This window comes from Thalassobacillus devorans (assembly GCF_900176565.1).
In the GTDB taxonomy this organism is placed as follows: domain Bacteria; phylum Bacillota; class Bacilli; order Bacillales; family Halobacillaceae; genus Thalassobacillus; species Thalassobacillus devorans_A.
This window is the reverse complement of sequence record NZ_FXEH01000005.1, coordinates 1256235-1276180: the sequence shown is the minus strand read 5'-3', so window position 1 is coordinate 1276180 and position 19946 is coordinate 1256235. Positions and strand designations below refer to the sequence as shown.

General features: G+C 44.9%; 18 protein-coding genes, 1 rRNA gene and 1 other RNA gene. 4 read left to right on the top strand and 16 right to left on the bottom strand.

Annotated features, from left to right (window positions below; translation table 11 throughout):
- From B9Y67_RS10835 to tadA, 8 genes are all read right to left on the bottom strand, one after another.
- A 16S ribosomal RNA gene (locus B9Y67_RS10835) occupies nt 1–208 on the bottom strand; the annotation flags it as partial.
- 472 nt (nt 209–680) lie between these two features.
- A complete protein-coding gene (locus tag B9Y67_RS10830; protein ID WP_085506692.1) occupies nt 681–980 on the bottom strand; it encodes a pro-sigmaK processing inhibitor BofA family protein in 300 nt (99 codons plus the stop codon).
- Nucleotides 981–1014: 34 nt separating this feature from the next.
- Nucleotides 1015–1224 (bottom strand): YaaL family protein, encoded by a 210-nt coding sequence (locus B9Y67_RS10825; protein WP_229717897.1) that lies wholly within the window; start codon nt 1222–1224, stop codon nt 1015–1017.
- A gap of 16 nt (nt 1225–1240) precedes the next feature.
- A complete protein-coding gene (gene recR / locus B9Y67_RS10820) occupies nt 1241–1837 on the bottom strand; it encodes a recombination mediator RecR (RefSeq protein WP_085506690.1) in 597 nt (198 codons plus the stop codon).
- An 11-nt stretch (nt 1838–1848) separates the two neighbouring features.
- On the bottom strand, nt 1849–2166 hold the full coding sequence (locus B9Y67_RS10815; protein ID WP_085506689.1) for a YbaB/EbfC family nucleoid-associated protein: 318 nt from the start codon (nt 2164–2166) through the stop codon (nt 1849–1851).
- Nucleotides 2167–2189: 23 nt separating this feature from the next.
- A complete protein-coding gene (dnaX, locus tag B9Y67_RS10810) occupies nt 2190–3875 on the bottom strand; it encodes a DNA polymerase III subunit gamma/tau (RefSeq protein ID WP_085506688.1) in 1686 nt (561 codons plus the stop codon).
- Between the two features lie 208 nt (nt 3876–4083).
- Nucleotides 4084–4349: signal recognition particle sRNA large type (gene ffs / locus B9Y67_RS10805), an RNA gene on the bottom strand.
- Nucleotides 4350–4393: 44 nt separating this feature from the next.
- A complete protein-coding gene (gene tadA, locus B9Y67_RS10800; RefSeq protein WP_085506766.1) occupies nt 4394–4882 on the bottom strand; it encodes a tRNA adenosine(34) deaminase TadA in 489 nt (162 codons plus the stop codon).
- 71 nt (nt 4883–4953) lie between these two features.
- Here tadA and B9Y67_RS10795 point away from each other — a divergent pair, with 71 nt between their 5' ends.
- A complete protein-coding gene (locus B9Y67_RS10795) occupies nt 4954–5484 on the top strand; it encodes a cysteine hydrolase family protein (RefSeq protein WP_085506687.1) in 531 nt (176 codons plus the stop codon).
- A gap of 61 nt (nt 5485–5545) precedes the next feature.
- Nucleotides 5546–6835 carry a glycoside hydrolase family 18 protein gene (locus B9Y67_RS10790; RefSeq protein ID WP_085506686.1) on the top strand — a complete coding sequence of 430 codons (1290 nt, stop codon included), beginning with the start codon at nt 5546–5548 and terminating at the stop codon, nt 6833–6835.
- Between the two features lie 48 nt (nt 6836–6883).
- Here B9Y67_RS10790 and B9Y67_RS10785 read toward each other — a convergent pair whose 3' ends face one another.
- Nucleotides 6884–7651: a DUF3891 family protein gene (locus B9Y67_RS10785; protein WP_085506685.1), complete on the bottom strand. Its 768-nt coding sequence runs from the start codon at nt 7649–7651 to the stop codon at nt 6884–6886.
- Nucleotides 7652–7735: 84 nt separating this feature from the next.
- Here B9Y67_RS10785 and B9Y67_RS10780 point away from each other — a divergent pair, with 84 nt between their 5' ends.
- The gene (locus B9Y67_RS10780) at nt 7736–8143 is read left to right on the top strand and encodes a PH domain-containing protein (RefSeq protein ID WP_085506684.1); all 408 of its coding nucleotides are present in this window, start codon (nt 7736–7738) and stop codon (nt 8141–8143) included.
- A gap of 45 nt (nt 8144–8188) precedes the next feature.
- On the opposite strand, the gene B9Y67_RS10775 is transcribed toward B9Y67_RS10780, so the two are convergent.
- The 6 genes from B9Y67_RS10775 to B9Y67_RS10745 all read right to left on the bottom strand — a co-directional run bounded on the left by B9Y67_RS10775 (nt 8189) and on the right by B9Y67_RS10745 (nt 16599).
- Nucleotides 8189–9466 (bottom strand): exo-beta-N-acetylmuramidase NamZ family protein, encoded by a 1278-nt coding sequence (locus B9Y67_RS10775; protein WP_085506683.1) that lies wholly within the window; start codon nt 9464–9466, stop codon nt 8189–8191.
- A 27-nt stretch (nt 9467–9493) separates the two neighbouring features.
- A complete protein-coding gene (locus B9Y67_RS10770) occupies nt 9494–11614 on the bottom strand; it encodes a glycoside hydrolase family 3 protein (RefSeq protein ID WP_085506682.1) in 2121 nt (706 codons plus the stop codon).
- Between the two features lie 65 nt (nt 11615–11679).
- Entirely contained in the window at nt 11680–13386 is a 1707-nt protein-coding gene (locus tag B9Y67_RS10765) for a serine hydrolase domain-containing protein (protein WP_085506681.1), read from the bottom strand.
- Between the two features lie 748 nt (nt 13387–14134).
- Nucleotides 14135–14653 (bottom strand): type 1 glutamine amidotransferase domain-containing protein, encoded by a 519-nt coding sequence (locus B9Y67_RS10755; RefSeq protein ID WP_085506679.1) that lies wholly within the window; start codon nt 14651–14653, stop codon nt 14135–14137.
- 82 nt (nt 14654–14735) lie between these two features.
- The gene (locus tag B9Y67_RS10750; RefSeq protein WP_085506678.1) at nt 14736–16052 is read right to left on the bottom strand and encodes a lysine N(6)-hydroxylase/L-ornithine N(5)-oxygenase family protein; all 1317 of its coding nucleotides are present in this window, start codon (nt 16050–16052) and stop codon (nt 14736–14738) included.
- A gap of 106 nt (nt 16053–16158) precedes the next feature.
- Nucleotides 16159–16599: an Rrf2 family transcriptional regulator gene (locus tag B9Y67_RS10745; RefSeq protein WP_085506677.1), complete on the bottom strand. Its 441-nt coding sequence runs from the start codon at nt 16597–16599 to the stop codon at nt 16159–16161.
- Nucleotides 16600–16821: 222 nt separating this feature from the next.
- Between B9Y67_RS10745 and hmpA the strand changes: the two genes are divergently transcribed.
- Nucleotides 16822–18060, top strand: a complete 1239-nt coding sequence (gene hmpA, locus B9Y67_RS10740) for an NO-inducible flavohemoprotein (RefSeq protein ID WP_085506676.1) — start codon at nt 16822–16824, stop codon at nt 18058–18060.
- A gap of 49 nt (nt 18061–18109) precedes the next feature.
- Here hmpA and acsA read toward each other — a convergent pair whose 3' ends face one another.
- Entirely contained in the window at nt 18110–19822 is a 1713-nt protein-coding gene (gene acsA, locus B9Y67_RS10735) for an acetate--CoA ligase (protein WP_085506675.1), read from the bottom strand.
- Nucleotides 19823–19946: the final 124 nt, after the last annotated feature.

Below are 19946 nucleotides of genomic sequence, written 5' to 3'. Positions count from 1 at the left end.
GTGGAGTCCGGTGTTATCCGGTATTAGCCCCGGTTTCCCGGGGTTATCCCAGTCTTACAGGCAGGTTGCCCACGTGTTACTCACCCGTCCGCCGCTCGTTCCACAAGCGTCACCCCCGAAGGGGATCCGCTTGCTTCCCGCGCTCGACTTGCATGTATTAGGCACGCCGCCAGCGTTCGTCCTGAGCCAGGATCAAACTCTCCATAAAAGTGAAGTTTGTCTTGACTTCCCCATGGATGGGGTGACTTCGACGTTGCAACAGGACGTTGCGAACTTAGTCGAAGATCCTTGCTCTTGCACTGCTAAAGTGCGTTGTTCATTTCCTCATATAATGAAGAAATTGTATTGACGTACTGGTTGGTTCGTTCAGTTTTCAAAGATCAAAATTGTTTTGCCGCTCAAATTGGCGACTTAATTAATATATCATGGGGTTGTTTTAATGTCAACAACTTTTTCATGATTTATTTTGTGTTGTTTCTTGTTGTGAGCCGCTCTCTTGAAGCGACAAGTAATAATATATCACGGCATTTCAAACAGTGCAAGGGTTTTTTATAAAAAATATCAAATAATGTTTTTCTTCCTATTAATGCCGTTTTCATTAAGGTGACTCGGGCTCGATATCGAGCTAACCTAAGGTCGTAAATATAAAAAGGCGAGGCAAATGCTCCCCGCCTTTTTATTCATAACACCCAAAGCTGAAGCGCGGTCAATGACAACAGTCCCGGCACTCCCAGCAACCCGGTTACGACCGCCGTAAAGATATTAATTGGTATATGCAATCCAATACTTGCTCCAAACACATTGGCGAAAAATAGTAACAAAACGCCGATCAACAGTTTCATACTCGCCAGCCCCACCCATTTCATCGGTTTTATCGGGGCTCCTAATACAAGTATCAACACAATAGCAATCACTAAACCGCTAATGACAATTACCGGCTCCACAGCAACTTCCCCCTTCTGCTTGTCCTTTTCTATCATTCATATGAAAAGGATCCGGGGAATAGCACTCCATTTAAGACAGTGCGTTCAGCTTTCGATATCTCGCTTCCCGGAGAAGATAGAAATACTTCGCCTGGACCAGCGCGAGATCCCGCAAACCTTCTTCCGTAGGTTCAATGCTATGATCGATGATTTTTTTCAACTGCATCCAATCTTGTTTCAAATAATATATTTCAGCCAAGAGTTCCTGATCCATCACCTTTTTGATTTTCTTCCTTCTCAAATGTGACACCCTCTTATTATAGTTCTCTTCTGCCTTCCATTGCTTTCGAAAGAGTGACTTCATCCGCATACTCCAAATCTCCACCCATCGGCAGCCCATGGGCCAGACGGGTGATCCGAATTCCCGAAGGCTTGACGAGTCTGGATATATACATAGCTGTCGCTTCTCCTTCGATATTCGGATTTGTAGCCAGAATCAGTTCTTCGACGCCTTCGTCCTTCAGGCGGTTCAATAAGCTCGGCACGTTGATATCTTCCGGGCCGATACCATCCATGGGAGAAATCGCCCCATGCAAGACATGATATTTCCCACTGAATTCTTTCATTTTTTCCATAGCTATGACATCTTTCGGATCTTGTACGACGCAAATAAGTGAATTGTCACGTGCTTCATCCTGACAGATGGAACACGGATCCTGATCGGTGATTTGCCCGCAAACCGAGCAATGGGTAAGTTCCCGCTTAGCATTTACTAGTGATTTACCAAACTCCAAAACATCATATTCTTCCATCTCCAGCACGAAAAAAGCCAGGCGGACAGCCGTTTTCGGGCCTATCCCTGGCAGTTTCGTGAAACTATCGATGAGCTTGGAAATCGGCTCTGGATAATACATTTGAATTCCTCCTAGAACATTCCTCCAGGCAAGCCTTGAGTGAATTGTCCCATGGTATCGTTAGTTTTATCATCTACTTGCTTCAATACATCGTTGGTTGCAGCAAGAATTAAGTCCTGCAGCATATCCACATCATCAGGGTCGACGACTTCTTCTTTAATTTCTACATCTGTAATTTCTTTTTTCCCGTTAGCTACAACTTTAACCATTCCACCACCGGCAGTTGCTTCAAAAGTCAGCTCATGAAGCTCTTCCTGGGCTTTCATCATTTTCTTCTGCATCTTCTGCATTTGTTTCATCATATTATTCATGTTTCCTCCACCACGCATGGCAAATTCCTCCTTCAGGATATTTAATCATGTATTTCTATCAAATCATCACCAGCAAGCTTGCGCGCTTCGGTGATTAATGGATCTTCTTCCTCTTCCTTGCCGTCTTCCCCATTTTCCGCTTCTTCCGTTTTCTGCTTACGAACATATTCTTCCCTTAACTCCTGCCATTTCGGCTCAGGAATGGGGATGATTTCCACACTTCTGCCGATGAAGTCCGCTAACAAAGGCTCAATGGTCTGTTTATGTTCAAGAGCCAGTGAACAATGAATTTCATACCGGAACGCCAGGACAAGTCCTTTATCCGAAGCTGCCCTTGGTTTGCTGTTCAGCAATGTGGCATGAGCCGGGGCGTTGTTCTGCTTTAAAGCTTCCATGAAGTTCGCCCATTTCGAATGGATCATTTTGATATTATCTTTCGAAGCTTCATTTAATACGAGACGGATTCGTTCATAAGGTACTTTAAATCCGTTACGGTTGCTTCTAGGCTGCGGACGTCTTGACTCTTGTGGAGAAGATGGGGCAGATGCAGGATTCTGCTTGAGCTGCTTCAACTCCCGTTCCATCTCATCCAGCCTTCGTACCAGACGCTGGACCGCTTCTGACTCTGCCGGCTGGGACTCAGGCTGACTGTCGACAAGGTTCAACATCGCGATTTCAATGAACACCTTCGGACTGGTCGACCATTTCATTTCCTGCTGGCACTTATTCAATTCTTTGATCGCCTGCTGGATCCAGTCAGGTGCTGTTGCTTCCGCCAATCGTCTGAACTGCTCATCCGGTATGGCCCGCTCAAGATTATCAGCCAAGTCAGGAGCACTTTTATATAGAAGTAAATCCCTTAAATAATAAATCAAATCGAAAACGAACCGTCCAGGATCTTTCCCCTGTTGAATCAAATCATCTACATGCTGTAATGCCTGCTTAACATCATGCTGCTGAAGCGACTCGATAACCCCGGCTAATTTTTGCTGGGATACAGAGCCCGTCACAGCCAGAACATCATCAATGGTCACTTCCTCATCACTGTAGGAAATTGCCTGATCAAGTAAACTCAATGCATCCCGCATGCCGCCTTCTGCTGTCAGCGCAACTACTTCAAGCGCTTCCCTCGCTACCTCGATACCTTCCTGTGTAATGATCTTCTCCATTCGGTCAACCATTGCTGTTTGGGAAATCCGTTTAAAATCAAAACGCTGGCACCGGGAGATGATGGTCAGTGGTATTTTGTGCGGCTCGGTCGTCGCCAAAATGAAAATGACGTGCTTCGGCGGTTCTTCCAATGTTTTCAGCAAAGCATTGAACGCGCCGATCGATAACATGTGTACCTCATCAATGATATAGACCTTATAATCCACTACACTAGGAGCATACTTCACTTTATCTCGTATCTCACGAATTTGTTCGACCCCATTGTTCGAAGCGGCATCGATTTCGATGACATCGGAGATAGAACCATCCTGTATGCCACGGCATGCAGCACATTCATTACACGGTTCTTTTGCTGGAGAACGTTCACAGTTGACTGCTTTAGCAAAAATTTTCGCCGCACTGGTTTTTCCAGTACCGCGCGGGCCTGAAAAAAGATAGGCATGCGAAAATTTATCCTGCATGATCGCATTCTGCAACGTCCGGGTGATATGCGTTTGTCCTACGACGTCTTCAAAAGTTCGCGGACGCCACACGCGGTATAATGCCTGATAGCTCATACAACCGTTCTCCTTTTATAGTTTCTCTACTATTATACCTGAATGTCTCTCCAGATGAAAACAAGTGGAGCCTAAAATAATAGTAGAAAAAACTAGCTTGTGACGAAATCCCTGGTATTTCTTATTTTAAAGACTTTCATGAAGAAACCTGTCTTTTTGTACAAAAAAACTCACCTGGGATTCCAGGTGAGTTCTTCCCTATGTAATGCCGCGCACCCATCTTCGATGGGGCGGCCCTATGCGTTACTCAAGCTCATGGCTCGACCCAGGCACTCCCGCGGCACACGGGAGGGTCAGCTTACTGCTGCTTCCTTCCGGACCTGACAGGGTTCGCTGGTTCCCGTTGCGCAGGACCTGGGTGTCAACACCACTTACTTGAGGCAGACCATAAGGCCGCACCACCTCGGATGGGGATTCGGCCTCGCTATAGCGGATTGCGAGTACAGGGCACCGCTACCTCCCCGCTTAGCACGGCATATTTCAGTATAACGATTTTCATTCTAAAATGCAATGGGAAATCAATGTAAATCTTTGGATGATTTCATTTTTTTCTTTTGGCTGCGGATCCGCTTGAAGAAATCGCTAAGCATCTGTCCGCACTGCTCTTCCTGAACTCCATCAACTACTTCCGCCTGGTGGTTGAAGCGTTCATCCTGCAGTAAATTCATCAACGTTCCTGTACAACCCGCCTTTGGATCCGGGGCGCCGAACACGACACGAGGAATCCTTGCCTGCAGAATAGCTCCTGCACACATAGGGCATGGCTCTAATGTCACATACAGTGTGCAGTCCTCCAGCCGCCAGCTTCCCATAATATTATTCGCTCGTTCGATAGCAATGAATTCTGCATGGGAGGAAGTAAGCTGACTTGTTTCCCTTAAATTATACCCAGAGGCAATAACCTCATTATCCTTGACAATGACTGCGCCAATGGGAACCTCGCCCACAGCTTCTGCTTTTTTTGCTTCTTGCATCGCATATTGCATCCATTTTTCATCTTCACACATTTTCATCACACTTTTCTTCATGATTTAGCTCGTCATCGAGCAGAATATAAATGAAAGAAGGTGGAATCCTTATGACCGCTGGAAAACAATCGGCACTCTTATATATTGATGTCATCAACGACTTCCAATTTGATCATGGGAAGGAACTGCTCAACCAAACTTACCATATCCTTCCTGCTATGCTTAAGTTACAACAGTATGCCCGTGACCACAAGATTCCGATCATCTATATCAATGACCATTATGCATCCTGGCGGGCAGATCTGCAACAAATCTACCAGCATTGTTTAACTAATGATAATAAAGAGTTGTTACAAGCCCTTCGCCCAAAGGAGGATGATTATTTCCTGATTAAACCAAAGCATTCCGGGTTTTATCAATCTTCGCTGCAGTCTCTTTTATATGAGTTAGGTGTAAAACGGTTGATTTTGAGCGGAATCGCGGGAAATATCTGTGTTTTATTTACTGCTAATGACGCTTATATGCGGGAGTATGATCTATGGGTTCCGCAGAATGCCGTCGCATCCAATGACCCGCATGATAACATGTTTGCACTGACGATGATGAAAAATGTCTTGAAGGCAGATGTTTCTCCGATATAATCATAAACCCTCCCTTACTGGTCATAAACTGATAAAGGATTAATAGGAAGGGAGTGGCAAGATGCAGATATATGTAGTGCAAAGCGGAGACAGCCTGTTTTCGATTGCAAATACGTTCAACATAAATCCACAAGCCATTATTGAAGCGAACGAATTAGAAACTCCAGGAAACCTCGTTGTCGGTCAGGCGCTGGTTATCCCGATTACCGGGGAGTTCTATACCGTCCAATCCGGAGACAGCCTATACACGATTGCACAGAGATTTGGTATGACAGCTCAGGAACTGGCTGATATTAACCAAATTCCATTGGATGCACCTCTGCAGGTAGGGACGAGGCTGTACATTCCGCCTCAACCGAAAGTGAATGCGTCTTTCAACGCTTACGTGGAGCCGACAGGAGGGCAGGTTTCGCAGGCGTTGGAAACAGCCGCCAGAAGAAGAAGCCCCCTCTTAACTTATCTCGCTCCATTCAGCTACCGTGTACAATCCGATGGCAGCCTGGAAGCACCCCCGCTAGATGACTTTCAGCAGATTGCACAAGACAGTACGGCTTCCTTGATGATGGTGGTGACCAATTTAACGGACGATGGTTTCAGCGCTGAGCTGGGGAGGACGATTTTGACCGATGAGAACGTCCAGAACACCATGTTGAATAATATCATCTCTACCGCTCAGCAGATCGGTTATAAAGATATCCATTTTGATTTTGAATTTTTGCCACCGGAAATGGCAGAGGATTATAATAATTTCCTCCGGAAGGCTAAGCAACGCTTAAGGCAGGAAGGGTTATTGATTTCTACCGCATTAGCTCCCAAAACCAGTGCTGAACAGGAAGGTGCGTGGTATGAAGCCCATGATTATGGAGCGCATGGAGAAATCGTCGATTTTGTCGTTTTGATGACCTATGAATGGGGATATAGCGGTGGTCCTCCAATGGCAGTATCGCCAATTGGCCCAGTTCGTGAGGTAGTCGAATATGCTTTGACTGAAATGCCGGCAGAAAAGATTTTCCTTGGTCAGAACTTATATGGATATGATTGGACACTTCCTTATGTAGAAGGCGGAGAATTCGCAAAAGCAATCAGCCCTCAACAGGCGATTCAGCTGGCAAGAGAAAATAATGTAGCGATTGAATACGATGAGGAAGCCCAGGCACCTTTTTTCTTTTATCAGGATGCCGAAGGGAAAAGACACGAGGTGTGGTTTGAGGATGCCCGTTCGATCCAGCGTAAATTTGACCTGGTGAAAGAACTTGGTTTAAAAGGGGTCAGCTACTGGAAGCTAGGTTTATCCTTCCCACAAAACTGGACATTGATTGAAGGACAGTTTAATGTCGAAAAACTGGAATGAACAGGTGGCTGTCTCACCAAAAAATTGGTGGAGGCAGCCTCTTTCCATTTATGTTCCCGGGACGATTTTTACATGACGGTATTCAATATCCGCTTGATCCCAGGCTTTTTGAAGACCCCTTCGATCGATATCATCCATCGGTACATCACGATATGGGATGGATAATTCAAAAGGACGCTCGAAAGGAAAAGGCGCAACAGAAACTGTGTATTTGTCCAGCCAGTGAGCAATCATGCCATCTGGAGCAAAATCAAATGTCTGTCTGAATCCATCTTTGAACCATGACAGCTCCTCTTCTTTCGAAATCCCCGGCTCCTGCATACATATATACAATGATAAATCATCACAGAATTGCAGACGTTTAAAATGAAGATCATAAAGATACTTTGGTACTTCTACGTTCATCTGCTTCTTCAAGCGGCTCCGCCGTTTTTGTTCATGATCGAGAAAGTGTTTGATGTCTGCATCATGTGAATCTTTTGGAAAAAAAGAGCTATAATGCCGACTGCATAGTACACCCGCATAGTAAGAGTCTTTTTCAATTTCATCGATGCCATGCACATAGGCATTCAATTTCTCTTTCAAGGGGTAATCCACAAATGAATAAGGACGGTTCTTATCATCATTCCATTTCGGGTGCTTATCCAAAGGAATCCAGGCACGGTCATGCTGTCCAACAGCCCAATCGGCGTGCTGGCGGAGTTTGGACCGCATGATAAAATCCTGTTTCCAGTGATCGACCAGCTTGCCTGAGGCTATCGCATGGTCATGCTGCGCCATCATTACAAAAGAATCTCCAACCTGATTGACTATCATAGCTTTTCCCTCCCGTATCAATGAAACTTTTTTTCTGCTTTTTTCGTATTTCTATGTAGGACATACAACGTGAGGTGCATTCCAATGATTTTTAGCGTAAAGAAAAACCCACTGCTCGTGCTGCTGACCATGGCCCTTTTGCCGCTGGGGGTTCTGGGTATTTATACAGACCCCGCAGAGGGCTGGATCGGATTGATCATTGTTATCCCGATTGCCGTTATTCTTCTTTGGGCGCTATTTCAATCATACCACGAAGTGACAGATGATGCTTTCATCGGACATTTTGGTCCAATTAAAAAAAGAGTCAAACTGGAGGATATAAAGCTTGTCGAATACAGTTATAACCCTCTATCAAGTCCTGCCTGGACTTTGAAGCGTCTGTCAGTTACCGATACTCATCACCACACCTATCTCCTTTCAATTCCAAAGGAAGAAGATAGATTCCGGGAAGTATTGCAGCAACAATGCCCCAAAGCGACGATACGTATATGAAAACAGCTGCCACGACCGATACCAGTCAGGCAGCTGTTCGTTTTTTTACTTATAAATTAAATAGTTGTCGCGGATTTCTTTGAAATCCTCCAATTCACCTTGCCATTGCGATTTGATTGTGTCAATGCTTTGTCCTTCTTCAATCGCTTCTCTGATCCAGCCGTTCCCGACCAGATTATCAAAGAAAGAGATACCGGAACTGTTTTCCGCACGGAATTCAAAGTCTTCCGGATACATATCGTGAATGGTTTTTACAAGCGCAAGGCCTGTTTCCACCGGCTGGAAGATCTTCTTGTTGGTGACATGAATCTGTACCCCATGAGAAAGGTTGCCAGCATGCTTAGAAAATGTTGGCGTGAATGATGCGGCGCGGAAGGTCACTCCCGGAAGTTCCAGCTCATTCATTGCTGCCGCCAAGTCTGTGCTGTCGATGAAAGGTGCACCGATTAATTCGAATGGCTGGGTCGTCCCTCGCCCTTCTGATACATTCGTTCCCTCAATCCAGGCTGCACCTGGGTACACAAGCGCAGTATCAAGGGTCGGCATGTTCGGTGAAGGAGCTACGAATTCAAGCGGTGTTTTATCGTAATACATGTGACGTTTCCATCCATCCATTTCGACTACCGTTAAGTCTGCACCAATTTCATGCTCTTCATTGAAGTACTTGGCCAGCTCCCCGACCGTCATACCGTGACGAAGTGGAATCGGATAGTTGCCGACGAACGATTTATACTCCATATCAAGGACAGGACCTTCGACTTTGCTTCCACTGATCGGGTTTGGACGATCCAAAACGATGAATGGAATGTCATTTTCCTGAGCCGCTTCCATCGCGTAAGCCATTGTATAAATGTACGTGTAGAAACGGGTACCTACATCCTGTATGTCAAATAAAAGAACATCGATATCTTCCAGCATATCCGGTGTCGGTTTTCTGGTCTGGCCATACAGACTATAAACAGGAAGTCCTGTTTTTTCATCTATATAGTATTCTACATATTCTCCAGCCTGGGCGCTTCCCCGAACGCCGTGCTCCGGACCATATAATGCTGTTAAGTTTACATCTTCATCATTATGCAGCAAATCTACAATGCTGTTCAATTCCTGATCGACTCCCGTAGGATTTGTGATCAACCCCACCTTTTTTCCTTCAATCAAATCCTTCTGCTCATTCAACAATACTTCTACACCCAGTTCGAACTGATTATTCTTTTCATTGCCGTAGCCGTTCCCTTTTCCTTTTCCATTGTTATCAGCCATAGCAATCGTCAGTGTAGACAGGATGAGAAATGTTGTTACAATTGAAATCATCCATTTTTTCATAATGTCCCCTCCCTTAATTTTTCAGTTCTAATAATTCAAGCCATGCCCGAATTCAAATAGCGGTGTACCATTTTCCCCTGGAATGGTGATTGGAAGTTTTCCTGTTGGGTCATTCTCCCCAAAAATTGTTGCGGCAGTCGCTTCAAAACTTGCGGTTCTAAAACCATACTGTGCGAGGTAAGCATCTACTGTCGGGTAAGCCATGATGTCATATGGATTACGAATGCCTACACCAATGACAGGAGCATCCGTCGTCTCCATAATTGAATTCACGAGTTGCATCTGAGGATGGGAATCAGAACGGGTAGATACACTGTACGTGTAGCTCCCAAAGATCACCTGGTCCGCCTCCTGCACGATTTCCATTTGCTCTTCACTTAGCTCAGCGCTTGAGGTTCTAATGACCGTTGTGTTTTCATGATGCTCCTTCACTGCATCTCCCAGATCATTAATGTAACTGTTGCCCACTACAACAATCTGTTCATCAGCAGCTGGCTGCAATGGCAGCACATCGTCATTTTTCACTAATGTGATAGAGCGGTCGGCAGCTTCCTGTTCCACTTGCTTATGGTCTTCCGAACCCACAACCTCTAGTGCCGTTTCAATTTTTTCATCGACCGGCTCAGGAGTTTCTTCCTTGAAAATCCCACGGTTGATCTTCAAGGTCAAAATTCGCTCAACAGATTTTTCGATATGTGATTCATCAATTTCTCCAGTCTCTACTGCTTCCAGCAATCCGCTAGCCACTTCTTCCAACCCTACCGGCATTAAGACGATATCTGTGCCTGCTTTAACTGCTCGAATAACCGCGTCGACAGGACCAAAATGATCTGCGATTGCTTTCATATTCAACGCATCTGTAATGATCACTCCTTCATAGCCCATCTCTTCACGCATCAAGCCGGTCAGCACTTTCGGTGAAAGTGTGGCAGGAAGGGCAATTTCTTCCCCTGTCTTTTGAGAGATCACTTTTGTATCATCGATTTTCGGGAAAGTGACATGAGCGGTCATGATTGCATCAATTCCAGCTTCCATTGCCTGCTGAAATGGATACAGTTCCACTTCTTTGAGTCGCTCTTTATCATGAGGTACCTCTGGCAGCCCTAAATGAGAATCCACCGCCGTGTCCCCATGTCCCGGGAAGTGTTTCGCAGTAGCAGCAACTCCTGTACTTTGAAGACCTTCCGTATAGGCAAGCCCCATTTCTGCGACTAATTCCGGATCTTCGCCGAAAGAGCGAACCCCAATCACCGGATTGTCCGGGTTGTTATTGACATCCAGCACAGGAGCGAGATTCATATTAATACCAAGGGAAGCCAGCTCTTCCCCTATCGCTTGTCCGACATTTCTTGATATTTCAGAAGATCCTGCGGCTCCAAGCGCCATATTTCCAGGCATATCCGTTCCAGACTGGAGTCTGGTAACAATCCCGCCTTCCTGGTCAATCGTCAAAAGCAATCCGTATTTTTCAGCAGCTTCCTGATAGGCAGAAACAAGTTCAGCCGTCTGTTCCGTAGTGACAACATTTTCACGGAACAAGATGACACCGCCAAGGTGATAATCTTTGACAAGCTGCTCGATTTCCGGAAGCATTTCCGTTACATTTTCTCCATTCCAATTACGAAAATCCGGCATCAGCATTTGTCCTACTTTTTCTTCCAGACTCATCTGTTCAATGGCTTGAGCGATGATATCGTAGCGTTCGCCTTCTTCCTTGACCAGTTTCACAGTAGATGCAGGTTTTCCTTTTGTACCGGACGCATCAGCATCCGGCTTGTAATCAACCGCGATCCGGTCTGCATAGGTGCCGTCACTTACCTCAATAAAAGTTCTCCCGTTCTGTCCGGTAAGTGTGACATTACCATGCTGGTCCACTGTCGCTACATTTTTATTTGTTGACGACCAAGTGAGACCTTCCGAAACTGCCATGAAATGTCCTTCTTCGTATAAGTGAAGTGCGGTTAAATACAACTCCTGTCCATCTATTTCTTCACCTGCTTGTGGTACGTTTTCCAGAAGCACGAGATCCTTAACACCTTCACGCTCTGCCGCTTCCACACCTTGAGCAGGAATTCCTAAGAGCAGGTGCGAAAATACCAGCATAAAGGCCAGTAACGAAAACACCCATTTTGTACGGATACGCCTCATGTTACATCCTCCTTATGTTGAATAGTCTTTCTTGTCACGACAGGATTATCAGGATGTTGCACAGCTTAGTAGTTACGTAATTCCCAACCTTCGCCTGATAGGTCTGGATTTATGACACTGCCATCTTCCAATGTGATCGCAGCATTGTTAATGTACCATCCCCTGCCATTAGTATAGCTATCAGTCTGGTACCGGAATCTTACCTGCTGTGTATCAGCTGGCAATGTCACCTCACGTGTGTGCCAGTCTTTATTCCCGGTCAGTGCATCTCCCACCTGTTCCCAGCTTTCTCCGTCTCTCGTTATTTCAATGAAACCTTTATCATAGCCCGCTTCAATCCGGTGCCATGTATCAAAACTCAAGACAGCCGGCTCATCCAGATTTATTTCTCCTTTCAATGTCCGGTTGAGCTGATCGCCATAGCCGGCAAACCAGGATGTTTCTTTTTTCGGCATTTCTACCGGAATAGCGTCTGCAACTAATCTTGCAAATGGGCGACGGGCCACATTGGTTGAAACAGTTTCTCTGGTAGGATGAACCCGGTTGGTAAGCAGTATGGCAATTGTATCGTTACTTTGACTGACAGCGATAGAAGTGCCTGTGTAACCGGTATGGCCAAGAGTCATGCTTCCGGATAACGCATCCATATACCAGCCCTGCTGCAGTTCCCAGCCAAGGCCATGGTCATCACCAGGGAATTGCGGGATTTGATTTTCAGCGAGGAGCTTAACTGTCTCTGGTTTCAGAATTTCTGTTCCTCCATAGCTGCCCTCATTCAAATACATATGAGCGAAAACTGCTAAATCCTCCGCAGTGGAAAAGACTCCGGCATGGCCAGCTACCCCATCCAGCGACCAGGCATTCTCATCATGTACCTCGCCCCACACAATTCCCCGATCTGTCCACGGCTGATATTCTGTCGCCGCTATCCTTTCTTTCAAAGATGCAGGGGGATTGTACATCGTATCTTTCATGCCAAGGGGCTCTGTAATATTTGCTTTTACATATTCATCAAGGCGTTGACCGGACAGTCGTTCAATCAATACACTCAACGTGATCATATTCAGGTCACTGTATGTATAGCTTGTGCCTGGTTCATTGGCCAACGGGTGTTCTAAAACGTATTGAAGGCGATCTTCCCTATTTCCTTCCTGAGTATATAGCGGTACCCATGCTGTAAATCCGGAGGTATGGGTCATCAGCTGCCGAATCGTCACTTGCTCTTTCCCATTGGCTGCAAACTCAGGAATGTGGTCCGCTACAGGGTCGTCCAAGTCGAATAACCCTTCTTCATATAGCTGCATAGCTGCTGTTGTAGTGAACACTTTGCTGATCGACGCCATATCAAAAATCGTATCTTTCTCCATAGCTGCCGGGTTGTCCATTTCTGTCCCCTGGTCGTCCGTGTATAACGCGGCATGGCCATACGCTTCATGCTGTACAATGTGTCCTTTCCGCGCAACGAATGTCACAGCACCAGGCATGACTCCTTCTTCAATTTTACTTTGCATCAAATCGTCAATATCTGACAGGGGTGCTTCCACCATCCCTGCCCCTCTAACAGATCCTGGATGTAAAACGGGTGAGACAGGCCCCGCGTCACCCCATGAAAAAGCAGGATGGACATTCTTGTGGGAGTCCTTCTTTTCTTTTTGCTCCAGTGTCGGTTTGGGCGGGAGAGAATTATCCGCATGAATCAAAGTCCCATTGCTCCCTAAAAGAGAAAAACCGATCCCAGCCACCAATGCCAGCTTCCATGTTTTCTTATTCATTACCTTCCTCCTTTGTGCATATTGTTGTCGAACATAAGCGAATGAAAAGGCTTACACTTTCTTACATGTAGCGTATCTAATCATTTATATAGTTGTCTATACCACATAAGTCATAAATTTCAGAAAAAATAGTTCTTATGTCACGATAGGATTGGTTTATCTTTTAATCATAGCTTGCTTATTCAATAATAATCCCAAAAAGTCGAAGACTTGATTTTGAGATATCAAGGGTTCTTTTCCATAAAAGAGTCAGGGGTGGCTGGGAAACTACTCGCTTTCCTGTGGGGGAACTGGCGAGCTTCCTCGGGCTATCGCCCTGTGGGATCTCGCCTAGATCCTTCTCCCACGGGAGTCTCGCAGTTTCCCAGCCACCCCATTCTATGATGGAGAGCAACGAACCCCTTTTATAAATGAGACTGTTTTCTACAATCACAGGTTACAAGGCTTTTATAAGTAGCTCTCTCTGTTGTAGAAGGACTATATTTCAATGTTTCCGTTTCTCGCATAAACGCAAGGAGGTTCGGGAAATTGCGAGACTCCGATGGGAGGATAGTGCATGGTGAGATCCCGCAGGGCTTTAGCCCGAGGAAGCTCACCGTACGCCCATGGAAAGCGAGTGATTTCCCGGACCTCCAAAGCCTCTCAACCATAACGGAAATAAAAATCATCTCAACACTGAGTTAAAAACAACAAAAAAACACCTGCGAGACCTTAAATGGCCTCACAGGTGTTTGGAAATCAGTGAAATTTATTTATCGAGAAGCTTCAAGGATTCACGGTTGAAGGCTGGCAGGTCATCCGGATTACGGCTTGTCACCAGCTGGTCCTGACAGACGACCACTTCTTCGTCCTTATAGTCGACACCGGCATATTCCATATCAACAGCGATCGACTTGAATCCTGTCGCTTTACGGCCTTCCAGCGTTTTAGCTGTTATCAAGAGTTGCGGACCGTGACAGATAGCGAATACTGGTTTCTTTTCATCCATGAAATGCTTCGCAAATTCTACGAATCGTTCATCGCCGCGAAGCTGGTCTGGTGAAAATCCACCTGGCAAGAACAAGGCATCAAAATCTTCCGGTTTAACTTCATCGATTCCTTTGTCGATTTTAACCGTTTCTTCCCCTTGTTTACCAGTTACCTCTTTCCCTGATTCCTTTTCAATCGTCACTACTTCATGTCCTGCTTCTTTAAACTGCTTGGCAGGATCGGTATATTCCACATCTTCAAACATATCCGTCATTAAGCATGCTATTTTTTTACTCATAACAAAAATCCTCCTTCATTTATATTTTTCGATTTCTAATGAAGTCACATATTTGATTTACCCGTGCATAACTGAATTAAACTTATTTGTCTTTATCTTCCATTTGGAATTGCTGAAAGATCGTATTTCTTTTATCTTGATAGAGTTCTTCTCCGGCAATCCTGTTTATAATTTGAACATTGCGCCGGACGGCTAGCCCAAGGTTGGTAGCACCGGCACCATGAGAATGGGCCAGATTCGTCGCGACAAAGAAATGATGATTCCTATTCTCATGGAATACAAGGCGGGCATCGCGGGTTACACGGTAGCGCTTCTCATCTTCCCATTCGATTTTTTCTTGAAAGCGATTCAGGAACCAGTCTGGAATATGGGGGGCGTACCCGGTCGCCAATACCACTTTCTCCGTAGGATAATCAAACTCCTCGTCCACCTGCCATTGATGACATTTAAGCAAGTAAGAATCTCCATTTCTTTCAATATCCTTTACTTCTGTCATTGGCTGGATGGTTACACTTGCTTTCTTATCACCAGTCGACTTGTGATAAAGCGTTTTATAGAGCTCTTCTAGCGTGTCGGGATCAATACCTTTCCGTAGGTTGCCTAACAAATCAAGCGAGTCTTTTCTTTTTTCGTAGGAAAGACCATGGAAATAATCAATATAATCCGGCGCGAAAAATTCCTGTCCAAGTTTGGCACTTTCGAGTTGGAATAGGCCGGATGATCGTGTGAATAGCGTTAAATGCATATTGTCACGGTATTCTTGTTCCTGCAACAGGTCCAAAAGGACTTCTGCAGCACTTTGACCGGAACCGACGATGGTAACATGGTCAGAAGAAAGTAATTCTCCTTTTTGATACAGGTAATCACTAGTGTGAAGGATGTCTTCTTCCGGGTATCCTTTCATTTCATCCAGAATTAGCGGGTTGCTTCCTGTACCCATGACGATATGCCTGGCGCGAAAGCTTTTCTCTTCGCTGTTTTTGACTGACTTTGTAATGACTTCATAATGAGCATCTTCACCCTGGTTATGGTCGATGACATCTACTACCTCATACCCGAACATAAGACCATCCAGTTTTTCAACTACCCATTTCAAGTAATCATTATATTCCTGGCGCGGGACTTTGAATTCGCTGAAAAAGAAAAATTGGAACATCCGATTTTGTTCATGCAAATAATTTAAATATGTATACGTGCTTGTCGGATCCGCCAATGTTACGACATCGGCCAGAAAAGGAACCTGCAAATTCATTTTTTCAATCATCATTCCTGGATGCCAGTCAAATTCAGCCGTTTTATCAAAAAACAGTCCTTCCAGCTCTGTTTTTTCCATTAATGCAGCTAATCCGAGGTTATAAGGTCCAATCCCGATCCCAATGACATCATATATTTTTTCCATGAATCCGTCCTCCTATTTCATACCTTGTTTATAGTATGGTCTGCAGCTAGTTTCATAATCAAAAGGCTTTGGAATAAAAGAAAACCGCCTAAGAGAGGCGGCCTATTTAATCGGTAATATCCATCAGTTGTCGGAGCCTGCTTTTATTGCTCAATAAATCCTGAAGTGTATATTCGTCCAAAATATTCAGGAATGCCTCAAGCGCATCGTTTAGTACATGCTTCAGTTTACAGGCTGGTGTAATCACACAATGATCAGAACCACGGTCAAAGCATTCCAGCAGGATAAAATCATCTTCCATCTTTCTCACCACATCCCCGACATTGATCTCTTCCGGTGGTTTAGCGAGCCTGATCCCACCCGACCGGCCTCTGATGGTCGTGAGCATGTCCAGCTTGTTCAACTGATGGACAATCTTGCTCAAATGGTTTTCCGAAATATCGAAGACTTTCGAGATTTCTTTGATGCTCGCAAGCTCCCCTTCTGGTTTTGAAGCGGTATATATAAGCACACGAAGCGCATAATCCGTATATTTTTTCAGACGCATGTAGCATACTCCTTAAATAATTTACTTTTTATAATCGTATCACAGGTAGATAACGATTGTCTTATTTGTAAACTTCAATTGTTTCATGTGAAACAGTTAACCAAATTGTCACAAAAACATGCATTTTTAATATTGCTTTAGTGTTTATAATGTTTAACAATAAAGATACACGAAAAATACATCTTTAAATCACACTAACTTTTTAAAAGGAGTTTTTTCATTATGTCTACAGAAACACTTCCTAAACTTGATGAGCAGACAATCGCTACGGTTAAAGCCACTGTGCCTGTACTTGCGGAACACGGAGAACAAATTACAACCAGATTCTATCAAATGATGTTTGAAGCCCACCCGGAGCTTAAAAATGTTTTCAATATGACACACCAAAAAGAAGGAAAGCAGCCACGCGCCCTTGCGAATGCTGTCTATGCCGCTGCTCAATACATCGATGATTTAAGCGCTATCATGCCTGCAGTCGAAAAGATCGCCCATAAACACCGCAGTATGAATATCGTACCCGAACAGTACCCGATTGTAGGAAAGTATTTGCTGCTTGCTATTAAAGACGTACTCGGTGATGCGGCTACCGATGATATCATTAATGCATGGGAAAAGGCTTATGGAGTCATTGCAGAGGCTTTCATTCAAGTGGAAGCGAACATGTATCAAGAAACTGCCGAAGAGACTGGCGGCTGGGTCGGCTACCGCGATTTTGAGGTCATTGATAAGGTAAAAGAAAGTGATGTCATTACGTCCTTCTACTTAAAACCAGTTGACGAAGGAGTTTTACCAGGCTATAAACCCGGCCAATATTTGACCATTAAAGCACAAATGCCGAATGAAGAGTTTGATCAATTACGCCAATACAGTCTTTCTGACGCTCCTGGAAAAGGCTATTACCGAATCAGTGTCAAGCGAGAGGAAGGGACAGAACAATTTCCAGAGGGTAAAGTATCTAACTTCCTGCACAAACATGTGAATGAAGGAGACGTTATCCCTGTCAGTGCCCCTGCCGGTGATTTCTTCCTTGATACAGCATCCAAAAAACCGCTGGTACTGATCAGTGGCGGCGTTGGGCTTACACCAATGATGAGCATGCTGCAGACTATTATCAAACAACAAATCGATCGGGAAGTTCATTTCATTCATGCCGCTCGTAATGGCAGCGTCCATGCCTTGAAGCATGATATGAAGATGGCTGGAGAAGAATATCCAAACATTAAGACTTATATCGTCTATGACACACCAACAGAAGAGGATATGAAAGAAAAAATCCATGCTAAAGAAGGGTATGTCGACCTTGCATGGCTTCAATCCATTGTTCCGCAGGATTCTGATTTCTATTTCTGTGGACCAGAAGGATTCATGAAAGCTATTTATGGTGCTTTGAAAGAATGGAACGTTCCAATGGAACAGATTAATTACGAATTCTTCGGCCCCCAGGGTGATTTAGAAAAATAAGTATTAAAAAGATGCCTGCAGTAACATTGCAGGCATCTTTTTTGATTGCTTATTCTTCTAGTGTAGAGGTGTCTCCAGTTGGAAGACCAAGCTCCCAGGATTTAAGGAGACGACGCATGATTTTACCACTTCGTGTCTTCGGAATCGTATCCTTGATTTCGATTTCACGAGGCGCCGCATGCGCACTCAATCCTTTTTTGACGAACTGACGGATATCTTCGAGCAATTCATCAGACTCTTCATAACCCTCGTTCAAGGTGATGAACGCTTTGATGATTTCGCCGCGTTCAGGGTCCGGTTTACCGATAACACCGGCTTCAGCAACTGCTTCGTGCTCAATCAATTTACTTTCTACTTCAAATGGGCCGACGCGTTCACCTGACGTGTTGATCACGTCATCCAGACGACCCTGGAACCAGAAGTAGCCATCTTCATCCATATAGGCGCTGTCCCCGGATACATACCAGTCACCAAGGAAGTAGCTTTCATACTTGCCTGGATTCTTCCAAACAGCGCGCATCATGGACGGCCATCCTTTTTTCAGGGCAAGGTTACCCATCCGGTTTGGCGGAAGCTCATTCCCATCATTATCGACGATTGCCGCTTCCGTACCAGGGAAAGGTTTACCCATGGAACCTGGACGCATATCCATAGCCGGATAGTTACAAATCATCATGCCTCCGGTTTCCGTCATCCACCATGTGTCATGGATTCGAAGGTTGAGCGCCTTCAGTCCCCAGGTAATTACTTCTGGATTAAGCGGTTCCCCGACACTTAATACGTGACGCAGCGAAGATAAATCGTGCTTGTTCGCCACCTCTTCTCCGGCGCTGACAAGCTTACGGAAAGCTGTCGGTGCGGAATACCAGACCGTAACGTTATATTTATCCAGGGTGCCATACCAGTCATCCGGGCTGAAACGTCCGCCGCGGATCACATTGGTCACACCGTTAAGCCAAGGGGCAAAAATACCATAGCTTGTACCAGTTACCCAGCCCGGGTCGGCCGTACACCAGTAAGTGTCACCTTCTTTCAGATCCAGTACCCATTTACCAGTTTGATAGTGTTGCAGCATGGCGTTGTGTACATGATAAACACCTTTTGGCTTGCCGGTAGAACCGGAGGTATAGTGAAGCAGCATGCCATCCTCTAAATCTACCCATTCAATGTCGAAATCCTGGGATGCCTGATCCATTTCTTTATGATAATCAATGTAGTCGCCATTTTCAGGTACATCGCCGACAATGACAATCTGTTTCAAGTTTGGAAGCTCATCGACAGGTACCCGGTCCAACAGCTCTGGAGTTGTGACAAGCATGCTTGCCTCACTGTCTTCCAGACGGTCGCGTACAGCCTGTTCCATAAATGCCTCAAATAGTGGTCCGGCAATGGCACCGGTTTTCAAGATTCCTAGAAATGCTGCGTAGAATTCCGGACTTCTGTGCATGAATAAGAAGACACGGTCACCTTTATTGACGTTATATTTTTTCAATACATTCGCGAATTGGTTACTTTTGAATTTCAAATCTTCAAATGTCAATTTCTCTTCACGATTAGGAGCCGAATAGATCAATGCTGTCTGATCTTTCTTATCAGGGTTGTCTGCATGGCGGTCGATTGCCTCATAAGCGATGTTTACTTTTCCTGTTTCACTCCAAGAGAATTGACTCTTCACACTATCCCATTGGAATTGTTCGTATGCTTCGTTGTAGTCTTTCATGTTGTGATTGCCTTCACGTGCTGGAATTGGTTGCATGTCCATAGAATCACCTCATTTAAAATTTGTAAACGATTTCTTACTTAAGTAAAAAAACACCTGCGACACTTATGTTTGGCAAGGACTCCTAATTTGGATTTTTCTAAAAATTCGTGAATTACCTTTTATT

Coding starts and splice junctions, on each gene's coding strand:
- acsA (WP_085506675.1), bottom strand. CDS start 19,822: ATGGACATGCAACCAATTCCAGCACGTGAAGGCAATCACAACATGAAA.
- B9Y67_RS10755 (WP_085506679.1), bottom strand. CDS start 14,653: ATGAGTAAAAAAATAGCATGCTTAATGACGGATATGTTTGAAGATGTG.
- dnaX (WP_085506688.1), bottom strand. CDS start 3,875: ATGAGCTATCAGGCATTATACCGCGTGTGGCGTCCGCGAACTTTTGAA.
- hmpA (WP_085506676.1), top strand. CDS start 16,822: ATGTCTACAGAAACACTTCCTAAACTTGATGAGCAGACAATCGCTACG.
- B9Y67_RS10770 (WP_085506682.1), bottom strand. CDS start 11,614: ATGAGGCGTATCCGTACAAAATGGGTGTTTTCGTTACTGGCCTTTATG.
- B9Y67_RS10765 (WP_085506681.1), bottom strand. CDS start 13,386: ATGAATAAGAAAACATGGAAGCTGGCATTGGTGGCTGGGATCGGTTTT.
- B9Y67_RS10780 (WP_085506684.1), top strand. CDS start 7,736: ATGATTTTTAGCGTAAAGAAAAACCCACTGCTCGTGCTGCTGACCATG.
- B9Y67_RS10795 (WP_085506687.1), top strand. CDS start 4,954: ATGACCGCTGGAAAACAATCGGCACTCTTATATATTGATGTCATCAAC.
- B9Y67_RS10750 (WP_085506678.1), bottom strand. CDS start 16,052: ATGGAAAAAATATATGATGTCATTGGGATCGGGATTGGACCTTATAAC.
- B9Y67_RS10830 (WP_085506692.1), bottom strand. CDS start 980: ATGATAGAAAAGGACAAGCAGAAGGGGGAAGTTGCTGTGGAGCCGGTA.
- B9Y67_RS10775 (WP_085506683.1), bottom strand. CDS start 9,466: ATGAAAAAATGGATGATTTCAATTGTAACAACATTTCTCATCCTGTCT.
- B9Y67_RS10815 (WP_085506689.1), bottom strand. CDS start 2,166: ATGCGTGGTGGAGGAAACATGAATAATATGATGAAACAAATGCAGAAG.
- B9Y67_RS10790 (WP_085506686.1), top strand. CDS start 5,546: ATGCAGATATATGTAGTGCAAAGCGGAGACAGCCTGTTTTCGATTGCA.
- B9Y67_RS10785 (WP_085506685.1), bottom strand. CDS start 7,651: ATGATAGTCAATCAGGTTGGAGATTCTTTTGTAATGATGGCGCAGCAT.
- recR (WP_085506690.1), bottom strand. CDS start 1,837: ATGTATTATCCAGAGCCGATTTCCAAGCTCATCGATAGTTTCACGAAA.
- tadA (WP_085506766.1), bottom strand. CDS start 4,882: ATGTGTGAAGATGAAAAATGGATGCAATATGCGATGCAAGAAGCAAAA.
- B9Y67_RS10745 (WP_085506677.1), bottom strand. CDS start 16,599: ATGCGTCTGAAAAAATATACGGATTATGCGCTTCGTGTGCTTATATAT.